Source organism: Catalinimonas locisalis, from assembly GCF_038039535.1.
Classification (GTDB): Bacteria; Bacteroidota; Bacteroidia; order Cytophagales; family Cyclobacteriaceae; genus Catalinimonas.
Genome location: NZ_JBBPHP010000076.1, coordinates 1 through 13,081 on the forward strand (window position 1 = coordinate 1; position 13,081 = coordinate 13,081).

The window sequence follows — 13,081 nt, forward strand, 5'->3', positions numbered from 1 at the left end:
AGGAACAAACGACGAGGTAAATATCAAACTTGGCACAACTACAGAAGGGCTATGTGACGCTTAACTAAACGGCATTGGGGAGCCACCCCCCTACCAATTGATTCATCACTCTGATCGGGGCATACAATACTGTTGTAATGATTATATCAAGCTGCTTCATGACAACAAAATCTTGATCTCCATCCGACGTGGAGCGTGACCAATTTCCCAGATCCTTTAGAGAACGCTCTTGCTGAACGGATGCATAGAACACTCAAAGAGGAATTTAAGCTTGAAAGGGGTTTTCCAACCTTTGCTTTAGCGCTACAAACAGTGGCCAGGACAATCTACATCTACAACCATAAATATCCGCATGGTAGCCTAGGTTACTTAACCCCTAACCAGGTACATAAAGGTAGAAAACCAGGCAAGAAAAAATGGAACCGGGTGGCCGGGCCAAAGTACAGTAGAAAGGCTAATCAAGCAGTATTGGATGCCATGGTGGCTTGATAATCCGCCAAATAAGAGTAAACATAATTCCCTCAACCACCGGGCGTCGGTCGCTGCCCTCCACCTGAAACTGAGGGTATGGTTGAGGGGAAAATGGGCAACAAAAGTAAAAAACCTGAAATGTTGTATGACTAGAAAAGACAAGTTCTTAATAATGTACAATTAATCAATTACCTTTAAATCCAGCAAATCTGTAAACCCATTCCAGGACTATTCAGTTTTTAACTTTCCGGCGACATTGATATGGTGATAAACCATGTCTAGCTGACCAAAATCATTGATAAAGCCAATCAGGTGGCCGCGATTGATCTCACCGCCAGCATATTCGGCCCAGACCAGATTTTGCTCCTGGCGGTAATGAAAAATGGTTTCACTGCTCACCGCACCAGTGTCTGAGTTTTCAGCAGAGCGGAAGCTTTTATTGTCTAGAATATCATTCATTTTTAGGGTCTTTATGTAGTTCTCTTAACAAATCCTCTGCTTAGTAAATATACTCCGCTTAGTGTGACCAGGAAACCCGCTCCCAATTGCCAGCCCAGTGGCTCATTGAATATGACCCATCCTAAAAACACCGCTACCAGTGGATTGACGTAGGAATAAAGGGTTGCCTGGGCCACCGGCAGGTGCTTGATGGCGAAAAGAAAGGCCAGGTAACCGGCCAGTGAACCCAGAATGACCAGGTAAGCCAAAGCCAGGAAGGAAGATAAGGTAAAGCCATGAAAGTTGGTGAAATCTGAGGCAAAATAGGCAAAGACAAACAAGCCGCCACTGCCAAAAAAAAGCTGGAACCCGGCTTTGTAGTAGGGACTGACATTGTTTTTTGATTTAGCTTGCACCAGAAAGCTTCCTCCTGCCCAGCAGAAGGCTCCCAGAAAAGTAATCAGTATACCGATCAGGTACTCAGGTTTGAGAAAATAGCTGATATTTTCGCTGAACACGATCATCATGCCTACGGCTCCCAGTGCAAACCCCAGCCATCCATGCAGGTTGAGCTGCTTATCAGAAGGTATGAAGAGGCTGAAAATAACAGCATACATGGGGATCATGGAAGCGATCAGCGCCGCCAGCCCACTGGGAATGTAAAGCAAAGCCCAGTACATAAAGCCCTGCCCGCAACTGATCAGCAGTAAACCGGGGATGATTTGTTCGGCTACTTCGGAAACAGAAGGAAAGCGAAAACCCTTCCGGATCAGGCCCCACAGGATAAGTAAAACTCCGGCGATGAGTTGCCTGATAGCCCCAAACAGGTAAGGAGGAATGTCTTCTAAACCAAATTTGATCGCGATGTAGGTAGTGCCCCAGAGTAGGCACAAAAATGCCACTGCAAGCCGGGCATACAATATATTTTTATCCATAAAAGTTGATTTAGACTGGCTGTTCAATAGCCAGCCTGATGTGTGACAAATGATGCCGGCTATGCCAGCTGTACAGGCCCAGCACTTCCAGCAGGCTGAATTCCCGCTGATGACCGGGATGAAAATAGGTCCGCTGAAATTGTGCTTCGCTGAGATTTTCAAATAATACGACCCATCGCTGGTGCAGGGCAGTAAGCAGTTGCAGGGAAACTTCAGGTGCTGGCAATGTAGCATCCGGCAATTCTGCCCAATCTGTTTCCTGGTAATCTTTGATGACCGGCTTATCCTCGGTAAGGGCGAGCTTGCACCGGATAAATGCGTTCATATGACTATCAGCACAGTGATGCACGATCTGGGTGATACGCCAGCCACCCGGGCGGTAGCCGGACAGCAGCGCGCTTTGGTTCAGCGGCTCAAGCAGTTCACGTAGTTGTGCGGGAAAAGTATGTAAATCTAATATCCATGCTTCTTTTAGCTTTGTGCTTACGGTCGCCGGCATCTTAAATTTTCCTATGGGATACTGTAGTTCTTTCATAGTCTCAAAAATTTTATAGTAATACCAATCTGCCCTAGATGGTAGATATCGTGATGAATGAGCGAGCGGCACATCTGCTCGTAGCCATAGCCGCTGCCCTCATGAAAGTTGAGTAGAAAATCATCTGCCTGCTCGGAAAGGATGGCTTTGAATTTGTCCTGGCTCTGGAAAAATTCCAGCCGGATAGATTCCCATCCGATAGCCTGCAGCTTTGTTAGGGGCAGCCAGTTGTTTTCATCGCTCATCTTAAGCCTCACGGTAGGCTCGCCGGAGAGCCGCCCAAGAAGTTCTTCCCGCCACACCAGCAGGTGATGCAGCAGTTCAGCCACACTTTTCAGCTGATATGGCTGTGTAAAGGCGTTTTCACTGTCAATGAAATGGAGTTTTTCTTCAAAAGTCGCATCCAGCCAGTTCTCTCCATAAAGAATACTGTCCGACTCGCTGATGAGCTGATTGATGATTGACTGTTTCATCTTCTTACTGTTTTTGGCTAAATGTATCCCGCTGATTTATAAGCTGATTAAGCCTGCGGATCAGCTGAATCTTATCGCTCATTTTGTAAAAATCAAGGTGCCTGTGCCGGGCGAATTTTTTCATTTCTTTCCTAAACTCAGGATGAGTGGCGTAAAGGTGCTTTAGACCATAATCCCTGAGGCGGCTAATACTGCCACTGTGGAATACAAAATACTGGTAGTCCAGGCGATGCCGGTCTTCGCTGTTCTTTACCATACTTTGGGGGCGCTCTGCGCCATTTTAAGCCTTACAATACTTACCTTGCCGGGTGTAACTACCTCAAAAAACTGATCTCTTTTACGGTAATTTATCTTCCTGAACCGCCGCTGCCACATCAGCGCAGGGTCATAAAAGAAGAAGGAATCTACGTGAAAGGTGGTATACACCTGTAACCCGGATACATTCTTCTGCACGATCACCTGTTCCTGCTCATGATAGATAAAGGGGGCGATGATTTCTGTGCCATCCTGCAAATAAATGGCGCCGCTGACCTCTTTGCTCCGCAGCGGCTGAGACCCAAGGGCAGGACAAAGCAGCCAGAGCAAAACGGCCGTAAGTAAAAAGTTTTTCATACCTAAGACTGATTAGTGACTGCATATTAGCAGGCTCAGCCTCATGGCGCAAACGCATTCTTTTCAATGCTTTGATGAAAAACTTTCATGCAGACTGTTCTGCCATCCCGGGCGGGCATACTCGTGCATTTTGCTGACGAATACATCAAAGTAAGCCGGGCGCTCTGCATCTTTGAGCATGGCCGCATACCAGCTGATCTTGATGCCCTCACGGGTCACCGGAACGCCTACAACAGGCTGGTTTTGCAGGTAATGATTCAGTATCCACATGGGTAGGGTAGTGATGCCGATACCACACTTCACCATCTCCAGGGCAGCATCAGTAATGGGTACCTGAGTTACTTTGCCTAAGTTGATCTTTTCAGGAATCAGTACTTTTTTGGCCAGGCTCACTGATTCCAGGGGAAAGGAGTGGATCAGCAAATGCTGGTTTTCAAAATCCTCAGCATGCAAATAGGCTTTATCTGCCAGCGGGTGGTCTTCGGGCAGTACTGCTACGATCTCATCATCAAAAATTTTCTCCATGTGGATGAGCGGGCTGTCGTCCTCATCGCAGATGATGGCAATATCCAGCTCGCCGCTGATGAGGTGATTGGTAGGGCAGCGGTTACATTCATAAGAAATAGAAAACTCCACTTTGGGAAAATCCCGGCTGAAGTCCTGCATGAGGCGGGGCAGCCAGTGGTAGGCAGTAAAGCATTCAATCATGATGCGTAGCGTACCCCGGTCGCCGTCGCTGATCTCGCGGATGGTCTTTTCAGTCAGGCTGAGTTTAGCCAGAATTTCACGACTGCTGTCCAGAAGCACTTTGCCGGAAGGCGTAAGCACCAGTTGCTTGTTGAGGCGGTAAAATACCGGGGTTTCCAGGTAAGACTCCAGCTCGCGTAACTGGTGGCTGAGCGCAGACTGGGAGAGAAATAGCTTCTCAGCCGCATTCTTCAGGCTGCCGGTTTCGGCTACGGCGTCTAAAAGTTTCAAATGTCTGATTTCAATCATGAGGATGAAGTTAAGCCTTAAAATAGACATGAATCATGAAAACCTGCCAGGGTATAGATGAAAAAAACTCATCATCATGTTGAAAATAATTCAGCATGAAAAATTCCGGGCTCAGGTGCGGCCTTTGCTGATCCATTTCTCCACCCTGACCGGCTGGTAGTCTGACATAGTTTGAAGTAAAGCAGCTGCCTCGCCAGCCTCCAGCAGCATATCGCGGTTGGACTGCTTAAGAAAGCCGGCAACCACCATCTGATCCAGGAAATCCAGCAGGCTGGTAAAAAAGCCATTCATGTTGAGCAGCCCTACTGGTTTCTGGTGCAGGCCCAGTTGCCCCCAGGTCAGCATTTCAAAGGTTACTTCCAGCGTGCCGAAACCTCCCGGCAGGCAGATAACGCCATCCGAAAGAGCGTGCATTTTCATTTTGCGCTCATGCATGCTTTCTACCCAGATCAACTCACTTAAGTTTTGGTGTGCCACTTCCTTATCCTGCAAAAACACTGGCAAAACACCAATTACTTCACCCCCCGCTGAAAGTGCACCATCGGCGACAGCTCCCATCAGTCCAACGCGGGCTCCGCCGTAGATGACTCTGATGTGTTTCTCAGAAAGATAAGCCCCCAGGCGGTAAGCCTCCTGCATGTATTTTTCATCATAACCAGGACTGGAGGCGCAGAAAACAGCAATTGAACTTAAGGTCATATTTTACCTGATTTTAGAAGGATTGAATCTGAAACTGAATCCCAGCTTTGAGATAGTAGCCTGTCAAATATAGTTTCAGGCCTTTACTTTTCCTGAATTTTAGGATCAGAATCCGGATTTTTTGCCGGAAGGTAAGCAGCGGCAATGCTGACTGTCCATTCATAATCCAGTGGTACCGCCGAAGTGGTGGATTTTATCTCTTTGCTTTCCGTTCTTGGCAAAATATGGAAAGAGAAACGCAATAGTTTCATAGTCTGGCAATTTTAGAAATGAGTGATCAGGTGCTTTTACGTCTGCCGATCTCAATAGGGTATTGAAAAATATGCAGGTAAACCATGAGTATTTTTCAGCCTGAAAACTTCCCCTTTCAAGTACAATTCCCGTTGTTACAGGTATCTCAAATCGAAAGGCTCAAGTTCAGGCATATGTAGTTTTCCTGTCTGCTCCTTGCCAAAACAGGCAGCACAGCCTTTGATTTTGCGGATAAATTTCACCTCAAACGATATACAATATGATACGCTATCTCATAACCTTATTGAAACAGATAATGGAAGCCAGGGTAGCCCGGCTCAACCTACTGATGCAAGAGGCTGAAAGAAAACTGGATATGGAGAAGTGCTGTGATACGATTCGCTGCAGCCTGGATATGAAGCAAAAGTCTTCCAGTAAGCGTGGACTGGACTATTATTTTCATAAATAACATCATCATCAATGCTATTGAGTAGGCTAATCACCCTGCTGATTCAAAAAATGCCTGAGATTACCGAAACCGGAAAAAATTCTTATGACCCGAATGCGTTATGCTTTCTTTTTCTAAAAGGAATGAGAGAAAGTCTGTTTAAAAATAAATTGTTTTGCTTTAAGCTATGAAAATTATCAATTGTACTCCTGACGACATTGAAGAGATCAAAAGGCTGTACCAGCATGCAGTGGTATTACAAAAACGATATAATGCAGTAGCATGGCCCCACTTCAGTGATGATTTTATCAAAAGTGAAATTGAGGAAAAGCAGGTCTGGAAGTTACTAATCAACCATAGGATTGGCTGTGTCTGGAGTACCGCATTTTCAGATCCGAAGATATGGTTACAAAAAAAAGATGAGCCTGCCATCTACCTCCACCGCATTGCCACTTCACCTGACTTCAGGGGGCGCTTTTTGGTCAAGGAAATCGTAGAATGGAGTAAAGCATATGCTAAGGCTCTGGGAAAAGCGTACATCAGAATGGATACGGTAGGTAACAATAGCAGCTTAATCAATTATTACAGCAAATGCGGCTTTCAATTTCTGGGACTTTTCCCATTACACGATACCAGTGGATTACCTGCACATTATCATAATGCCCAGGTAAGCCTGTTTGAGATCTCTCTCGTGAGATAAATAGAATGATATCTGAAAAGCCAGTTTTAAAAAAATACCTGTTCATTTTTCGGTTGCTCAAGGGAAAAGCCCTGCCGTTCTTTGAAGAAAAAACGATGATGACTTTTCAAGAACTACACAGGCAGGCGCAGCCCCTGCTGATCTGCAATGTATGGGATGTAGCCAGCGCCAAAGTAGCTGAAGATCTGGGTTTTCAGGCCCTGGGCACTTCCAGCGCAGCTATCGCTGCCACGATGGGCTATCAGGATGGGGAAGCCATGAGCTTTGACGAGCTTTGTTTTATACTTAAGCGTATAGCCAAAAATACCTCTCTTCCTTTATCGGTAGACCTGGAAGCAGGCTATGCCAGGGATACTCCCACGATTGTTTCGCATATCAGGCAGCTCACCGGGCTGGGTGTGGCCGGGATTAACCTGGAAGACAGCAGGGTGGTAGCTGAAAGAACACTGCTGGAAGCAGAGCCTTTTGCTTACCTTATTGAGCAGATCAAAAACCAGTGTCAGGATAGGTTTCTCAACATCAGAACAGATACCTACCTGCTCGGGCACCCCCAGGCATTAGAAGAAACCAAAAGAAGAATCAGGCTTTATGAAAATGCCGGAGCAGATGCTATATTCGTTCCCGGACTGGTAAAGGAAGATGAAATCAGCGAAATTGTCTCGGCCACTCCTTTACCGCTCAACCTCATGTGCCTGCCGGGTCTGCCTGGTTTTCGGGTCCTGGGTCACTTAGGGGTGAGAAGGATCTCTATGGGAGATTTTGCTTTCAAAAATATGTATGCACAACTCAGGAGCAGCCTGTTGGCCATGCAACAACAGCAGTCACCTCAGCCACTTTTTCAATTATGAAAATTACCGACCCGCAGAAAATACAGCTTTACTACCAGGCCTTACTGGACAGGGACACCTCCTTTGTAGGTATTTTTTTCGTAGGCGTGAAAACCACTTCCGTATTCTGCATCGCCAGCTGCCGGGCAAGGAAGCCTAAAAAAGAAAATGTAGAGTTCTTCTCCCACTTCAAAGATGCCCTGGCTAACGGCTTTCGTCCCTGCAAAATCTGCCGTCCCACCGCACATGCGCACGCCATGCCAGAACAGGTAGCACTGGCAATTCGTCTGCTGGAAGCCTCCCCGGAAGAAAAGATCAGTGATACCCGACTCAGAGAGGAGCAAATCAGCCCAAGCCTGGTCAGAAGGTGGTTCAAACAGCATTATGGCCTTACTTTCCAGGCGTATCAGCGCATGCAGCGGGTGAACCAGGCTTTTCGCCAGTTGAAAGCAGGCAGCTCAGGTACCGCGGCAGCCTACGATGCCGGATACGAATCCCTAAGCGGCTTTAACTACACCTACAAGAAACTCCTGGGTTCATCACCCGATGCCAATGGGCATCAAAACATCCTCCTGATAAGCCGTTTCACCACACCCTTGGGACCTATGTTTGTCTGTGCCAGCGATACAGGTATCTGCCTGCTGGAATTTACTGACCGCCGGATGCTGGAGACAGAATTGGATGATCTGCAGAGTAAGCTCAAAGCCCGGATGCTGGCCGGAGAAAACCAGCACAGCCGGCAGGCAATCAAAGAAGTCCAGGAATACTTTGAAGGTAAAAGAAAGCAATTTGAAGTAGCACTGGATACGCCCGGTACTGCTTTTCAGCAAAAAGTATGGCAGGCTCTCAGCGCCATTCCTTATGGTTGTACTTCTTCCTATCAGCAGCAGGCACAGCTCATGGGCGACCCCCATGCCGTCAGGGCAGCAGCCCGTGCCAATGGCATGAACCGGGTTGCTATCATCATCCCCTGTCACAGGGTGATAGGCAAGGACGGAAGCCTGACCGGCTACGGTGGTAGGCTGCAAAGAAAACAATGGCTGCTGGACTGGGAGAGAAAACACATCAGTAGTGATGTAACAGCTTCGGCTAAGGTGCCGGTTAAATCAATGAAACCCTAAATGAACATGAAAAAATATCCCATCTACCAGGTAGATGCTTTTGCCTCCGGGCTTTTCAGGGGGAATCCGGCAGCGGTGGTGCTGCTGGATCAGTGGCCGGAAGATGAGCTGATGCAACGAATCGCTGCTGAGAATAACCTGGCTGAAACGGCATTTCTGCTTCCTGAGCAGCAGCATTACCTGATCCGCTGGTTTACCCCCTTCTATGAAATTAACCTCTGCGGACATGCCACTTTGGCTTCTGCCTGGGTAATTCGGAACATGCTCGGTGATACTAGAGAGGAAATTCTCTTCTATTCATCCATGAGCGGAGAGCTCCGGGCACAGGTGGGTGATATGGTTACCATAGATCTACCTGCCTGGAGCAGTCAAAGAATTGAGGTGCCTGAAAGCCTGGCTGCATTGCCCGGATTGAACATACGTGAGGCTTACCTCTCCCGGGATTTGCTGCTCATCGTGGATAGTGAAAGGGAAGTGCGTAACTTTAAAGCTCCCAAAACTCCTTTCACAGAAATAGACTGTCTGGGGATCAACCTCAGTGCTCCCGGACATGACTGTGATTTTGTTTCTCGTGTCTTTGATGCCAGGTATGACTGGCTGGAGGATCCCGTTACCGGTTCGGCCCATTGTACCATGGTGCCTTACTGGGCGAAGCGATTGGGAAAGAATCAACTCCTGGCTCATCAGGTATCCGAAAGAGAAGGCGTGCTCCATTGTGAACTGAAAGAGAAGCGGGTGCTGCTGAGCGGAAGCTGCCATTTGTACCTGGAAGGTGAAATTTATGTGCCTCAATGAAAAAAATACTGCTAAAAAAGTGGAGAGGATTACAGCAAAATAGTCATGAAGAGGCCAGAATTATTTTTGATGCCCGAGAGATTCACGTTAACTCCACGATCAGCTTTTCAGATCAGAAAGAGCAGGTTATCTACCAGCTAGCACTTCATGAGGACTGGACAGTCAGTGAGATGCATATCCAGGTATATGGAAGTGCAAAGCAGTCTTTCAGCCCTGAAGATGCGGGGGTAAAATTTGTGGACTTTGAAATCTCTCCCCTTACCAATTCTTTACCGGTCAACTTCCTGAAGTACCACCAACAAATGCATTTGGAGGAAGAGGTTTTACTGATCCGGTTTCCATCCCTTTCAGCCCAACCACACAGGCAAAGCTATCAGCTACTGGATAAGGAAGTCTGTTACCGGAACCTTACTTCCGGTTTTGAGTCTGATATTATTTTTGATAAAGATGGATTTGTGATGGAGTATTCCGGCTTGTTCATGCAGGTATAGGAAAAAGCAGGAACATATTTAATAAAGACATCCTTATTTCTTATTTTAAGAAACAGCAATAACATCTCTGATCCCATGAACTACCGCCAAAGCATTACCGGTTTTTTCAAAGAGCACGCCCCCGCCCACGTGCGGGTGGGTGAATCACAGGTAAAGGGCTTTTTCAATGTCTATCGCCGCGACACCTTCAGTTGCCATTTGCATATGCCGTCTCATTTGCGGGAATTTTACAAAATATCACTTATTGACGGAAAAGGCAGGCTCATTTACCTGGATAAGGAAATTAATATTGACCGCCCCACCCTCTTCTTTTCCAACCCATTTATCCCCTATGCCTGGAAGGCAGATAGCTCTCAACAGGGCGGCTATTTCTGCATTTTTACGGAAGAGTTTCTGCAGGATAGCGGCAGGCCGCAGAGTTTACTTTCCTCCCCGCTGTACAAGAAGGATGAGCATCCTTTCTTTTTTCTCGGTGAAGAAGAAAAAGATACCATGCTGCATATCTTCAAGAAAATGATGCAGGAGTGCCAGGGCAATTACGCACATAAAGCCGATTTGCTCAGAAGCCACCTCTATATCCTGACCCACGAAGCCCTGCGGTTGCAGCCGGAAAGAGACTATTCGCTGGTCAAGAGTAGTTCTTCCCAGAGAATCTATCATCTCTTCATTGAAAAGCTGGACCAGCAGTTTCCCCGCCGCACCGCCGGAGAGCCGCCTTTTCTGCTCAGACCTTCTGATTTTGCTGAGCACCTTTCAGTACATGTCAATCACCTCAATCGGGTGGTCAAAAAAATCAGTGGACGTACTACCGGGCAACTGATACAACAGAAGTTTTTGGAGGAGAGCAAAGCCTTGCTCCTGCACACTGACTGGAGCATTTCAGAGGTGGCCTATTCCCTGGGTTTCAGGGACGCTTCCTATTTTTCTTACTGCTTCAGAAAGCAGTTTGGTGTCACACCACAGGACTTCCGCCAGCAGGATGTTTGATTTTTGATAGTCATGGTGCTTTTTCTTAAAGCATCAATCAGGCATACATTGTTGCTTTGTAAAAGCTGGCTTATCTATTAAATGAGCCAGAAATATGGAGGCAAAGTTTCGCTGCTTACCCTTGCGAAACAGATGTAGTATGTCAATTGTAATCGTATGTTTAAGACGATCTTACACCTGGGGCAGCTCATTGTCCTGATGGTGATCATTATCTTTTTACTGAACTTGAAAAACACAGCGAAGGGTCAGCACAAGGCCCATGTACTCTTTATTACCGGCCAGGGTAATAAATCAGCTGATCATCCATATCATAGCTGGAAGCATGATTTTCCTAACCATCTGCTTACACTTGTGAACCAGGACATCGCAGATTTTACCGTCGTGGAAGACCTGACTGAAATTGAGCAGTTTACTCACTACGACCTGATCATCAACAATGGACTGTTTCAATCGCCCGGTAAGCAACAGTTTGAAGATTTCCTACAGGCCATAAAGGATGGTGTGCCTTACCTGGCCCTGCATGCAGGTCTGGTACAGTTCTCCGATGATCCGCGTTACCAGCAGTTGATTGGTGCCCAATATATTCACCATGATGAGATCAAAACATTCACCGTACAACCTTACGATGCCTGGTATGGCTGGGAGCAGGCTGGCAGGAAAAGACATCCTATCACAAGGGGGATAGATGAATTTACGATCCTAGACGAACTCTACCTGATGCAACCTATTACCGATAAGATAGAAGTGCTGGCACGCGCCGAACTACATCCCATCATGTGGGTACGGCCCTGGGGGCGAGGCAAGGTGCTGGTGCTCACCCTGGGTCATGATGCTTATTCGCAGCAGAACCCTGGCTTTCAGTCCCTATTCCGCAATGCCCTGCTGTGGCTTACTGACCGGCCTGTACAATAGCGAAGAATTGAACAAATAATACCTAAATGATGAAAACAAACCAACTACACAATGGAGACAAAGTGCCTTCCCTGGGGCTGGGCACATGGAAATCTGAGCCTGGAAAAGTGTATGAAGCTGTACTGGAAGCCATCAGGGTGGGCTATCGCCACATTGATTGCGCGCCAATCTACGAAAATGAAATAGAGGTAGGCGCGGCCATCGAGCAAGCCATTAAGCAGGGACTCGTCAGAAGAGAAGAACTCTGGATTACGTCCAAGCTCTGGAATAGCTACCATGCCCGGTATGATGTGATCAAAGGCCTGGAAATATCACTGATTGATCTCAAACGGGACTATCTTGATCTTTACCTGGTGCACTGGCCGGTAGCCCAAAGAGCGGGCTCTACTTTCCCGGATTCGGTTGACGATCTGCTCAGCCTGGAAGAAGTGCCTCTAGCGGAAACCTGGCAGGGCATGGAAGCAGTGGTGGGTGAGGGGCTGGTCAGGCATATTGGTGTATCTAACTTCGGCATCAAAAATCTTTCTTCTTTGCTTGATGAAGCCACTATGCAACCGGTGGTTAACCAGGTGGAAACCCATCCTTATCTTCAGCAGAATGACCTGCAGACTTTTTGCCGGGAAAATGACATTAGCATTACTGCCTATAGTCCGCTGGGATCATCAGACAGACCGGACTTTATCAGAAGGCAGAATGAACCGATGCTACTCAAAGACCCGGTAATTCATGCATTGGCCCAGGCAAATGATTGTGCCCCGGCTCAAATCCTGATTGCCTATGCCTTGCAGCGAGAAAATATCGTCATACCAAAATCTACCCATGCCGGTAGGATACTGGAAAACTATTGGGCTTAAAATGTTGCTCTTGACCAGGAAGCCATCAGCCAAATCAACCAACTGGAAAAAAACTTCCGTGGCTGTTGCACAACCTATTCCATTTTAGGTGAGTGATTCTTATCTTTATTTATGATAGGAAAAAAGACATATGAGGAAAAAACTCATTTCTCTTTTTCTCTAGAGGAACGGGTTCCAAAAGATAATCTTTATAGAAAGCTAAAGTATGTAATAGATTGGGACTTTCTTTACGATACTTTGGCTCCATTTTACGGGATATGTGGCCATCAATCTATAGACCCAGTGATTTTCTTCAAATTCATGCTTGTTGGGCACCTTGAAAATCTTAGTTCTGATAGAGCAATTATTAGGACTAGTGAATTGAGATTAGATATTCTTTATTTTTTAGGTTACAACTTAGATGAAGATTTGCCATGGCATAGCACATTATCTCGTACTAGACAACGCTTACCTGAAAAGATATTTGAAAAATGCTTTTTGCAAGTATTAAAACTCTGTACAGAGGCAGGAATGGTGGAAGGTGGCCGGCACCCGGAGACACACAGTCAATTGATGC

20 protein-coding genes are annotated in these 13,081 nt (G+C 46.7%); 11 read left to right on the plus strand and 9 right to left on the minus strand.

All coding sequences use genetic code 11. The features are described 5' to 3' along the window. Nucleotides 1-195: 195 nt before the first annotated feature. Entirely contained in the window at nt 196-489 is a 294-nt protein-coding gene (locus WJR50_RS33320) for an integrase core domain-containing protein (RefSeq protein WP_341297653.1), read from the plus strand. Nucleotides 490-699: 210 nt separating this feature from the next. Here the strand turns inward: WJR50_RS33320 and WJR50_RS33325 are convergent, their stop codons facing one another. The 9 genes from WJR50_RS33325 to WJR50_RS33365 all read right to left on the minus strand — a co-directional run bounded on the left by WJR50_RS33325 (nt 700) and on the right by WJR50_RS33365 (nt 5,410). Beyond that, nucleotides 700-930 (minus strand): avidin-fold protein, encoded by a 231-nt coding sequence (locus WJR50_RS33325; RefSeq protein ID WP_341297654.1) that lies wholly within the window; start codon nt 928-930, stop codon nt 700-702. Nucleotides 931-941: 11 nt separating this feature from the next. Beyond that, nucleotides 942-1,844 (minus strand): DMT family transporter, encoded by a 903-nt coding sequence (locus WJR50_RS33330; protein WP_341297655.1) that lies wholly within the window; start codon nt 1,842-1,844, stop codon nt 942-944. Between the two features lie 10 nt (nt 1,845-1,854). Further along, on the minus strand, nt 1,855-2,379 hold the full coding sequence (locus WJR50_RS33335) for a YfiT family bacillithiol transferase (protein ID WP_341297656.1): 525 nt from the start codon (nt 2,377-2,379) through the stop codon (nt 1,855-1,857). Next, a complete protein-coding gene (locus WJR50_RS33340; protein ID WP_341297657.1) occupies nt 2,376-2,852 on the minus strand; it encodes a DinB family protein in 477 nt (158 codons plus the stop codon). The genes WJR50_RS33335 and WJR50_RS33340 overlap by 4 nt, the downstream gene beginning before the upstream one ends. Before the next feature lie 4 nt (nt 2,853-2,856). Then, nucleotides 2,857-3,108: a hypothetical protein gene (locus WJR50_RS33345; protein ID WP_341297658.1), complete on the minus strand. Its 252-nt coding sequence runs from the start codon at nt 3,106-3,108 to the stop codon at nt 2,857-2,859. Further along, complete coding sequence (locus WJR50_RS33350) at nt 3,102-3,464, minus strand: hypothetical protein (protein WP_341297659.1); 363 nt, start codon at nt 3,462-3,464, stop codon at nt 3,102-3,104. The genes WJR50_RS33345 and WJR50_RS33350 overlap by 7 nt, the downstream gene beginning before the upstream one ends. A 63-nt stretch (nt 3,465-3,527) precedes the next feature. Beyond that, on the minus strand, nt 3,528-4,460 hold the full coding sequence (locus tag WJR50_RS33355) for a LysR family transcriptional regulator (RefSeq protein WP_341297660.1): 933 nt from the start codon (nt 4,458-4,460) through the stop codon (nt 3,528-3,530). Between the two features lie 111 nt (nt 4,461-4,571). Beyond that, a complete protein-coding gene (locus tag WJR50_RS33360; protein ID WP_341297661.1) occupies nt 4,572-5,159 on the minus strand; it encodes an LOG family protein in 588 nt (195 codons plus the stop codon). 83 nt (nt 5,160-5,242) lie between these two features. After that, a complete protein-coding gene (locus WJR50_RS33365; protein ID WP_341297662.1) occupies nt 5,243-5,410 on the minus strand; it encodes a hypothetical protein in 168 nt (55 codons plus the stop codon). 260 nt (nt 5,411-5,670) lie between these two features. On the opposite strand from WJR50_RS33365, the gene WJR50_RS33370 reads away from it, so the two are divergent. The 10 genes from WJR50_RS33370 to WJR50_RS33415 all read left to right on the plus strand — a co-directional run. After that, the gene (locus WJR50_RS33370; protein ID WP_341297663.1) at nt 5,671-5,859 is read left to right on the plus strand and encodes a hypothetical protein; all 189 of its coding nucleotides are present in this window, start codon (nt 5,671-5,673) and stop codon (nt 5,857-5,859) included. A 166-nt stretch (nt 5,860-6,025) separates the two neighbouring features. Next, on the plus strand, nt 6,026-6,538 hold the full coding sequence (locus tag WJR50_RS33375; RefSeq protein ID WP_341297664.1) for a GNAT family N-acetyltransferase: 513 nt from the start codon (nt 6,026-6,028) through the stop codon (nt 6,536-6,538). A gap of 95 nt (nt 6,539-6,633) precedes the next feature. After that, complete coding sequence (locus WJR50_RS33380; RefSeq protein ID WP_341297665.1) at nt 6,634-7,386, plus strand: isocitrate lyase/PEP mutase family protein; 753 nt, start codon at nt 6,634-6,636, stop codon at nt 7,384-7,386. Beyond that, nucleotides 7,383-8,486, plus strand: coding sequence for a bifunctional transcriptional activator/DNA repair enzyme AdaA (locus WJR50_RS33385; RefSeq protein WP_341297666.1), 1,104 nt, complete (start codon nt 7,383-7,385; stop codon nt 8,484-8,486). Before WJR50_RS33380 ends, WJR50_RS33385 begins: the two co-directional genes overlap by 4 nt. A 6-nt stretch (nt 8,487-8,492) precedes the next feature. Next, nucleotides 8,493-9,281: a PhzF family protein gene (locus tag WJR50_RS33390; RefSeq protein ID WP_341297667.1), complete on the plus strand. Its 789-nt coding sequence runs from the start codon at nt 8,493-8,495 to the stop codon at nt 9,279-9,281. Continuing rightward, a complete protein-coding gene (locus WJR50_RS33395) occupies nt 9,278-9,772 on the plus strand; it encodes a putative glycolipid-binding domain-containing protein (RefSeq protein ID WP_341297668.1) in 495 nt (164 codons plus the stop codon). The genes WJR50_RS33390 and WJR50_RS33395 overlap by 4 nt, the downstream gene beginning before the upstream one ends. Before the next feature lie 75 nt (nt 9,773-9,847). Further along, nucleotides 9,848-10,759 carry a helix-turn-helix transcriptional regulator gene (locus tag WJR50_RS33400; RefSeq protein ID WP_341297669.1) on the plus strand — a complete coding sequence of 304 codons (912 nt, stop codon included), beginning with the start codon at nt 9,848-9,850 and terminating at the stop codon, nt 10,757-10,759. Between the two features lie 156 nt (nt 10,760-10,915). After that, on the plus strand, nt 10,916-11,671 hold the full coding sequence (locus WJR50_RS33405; RefSeq protein WP_341297670.1) for a ThuA domain-containing protein: 756 nt from the start codon (nt 10,916-10,918) through the stop codon (nt 11,669-11,671). Nucleotides 11,672-11,697: 26 nt separating this feature from the next. Beyond that, complete coding sequence (locus WJR50_RS33410) at nt 11,698-12,525, plus strand: aldo/keto reductase (protein WP_341297671.1); 828 nt, start codon at nt 11,698-11,700, stop codon at nt 12,523-12,525. 111 nt (nt 12,526-12,636) lie between these two features. After that, nucleotides 12,637-13,081 (plus strand): transposase (locus WJR50_RS33415; protein ID WP_341297672.1); only part of this gene is annotated, 445 nt, incomplete at its 3' end.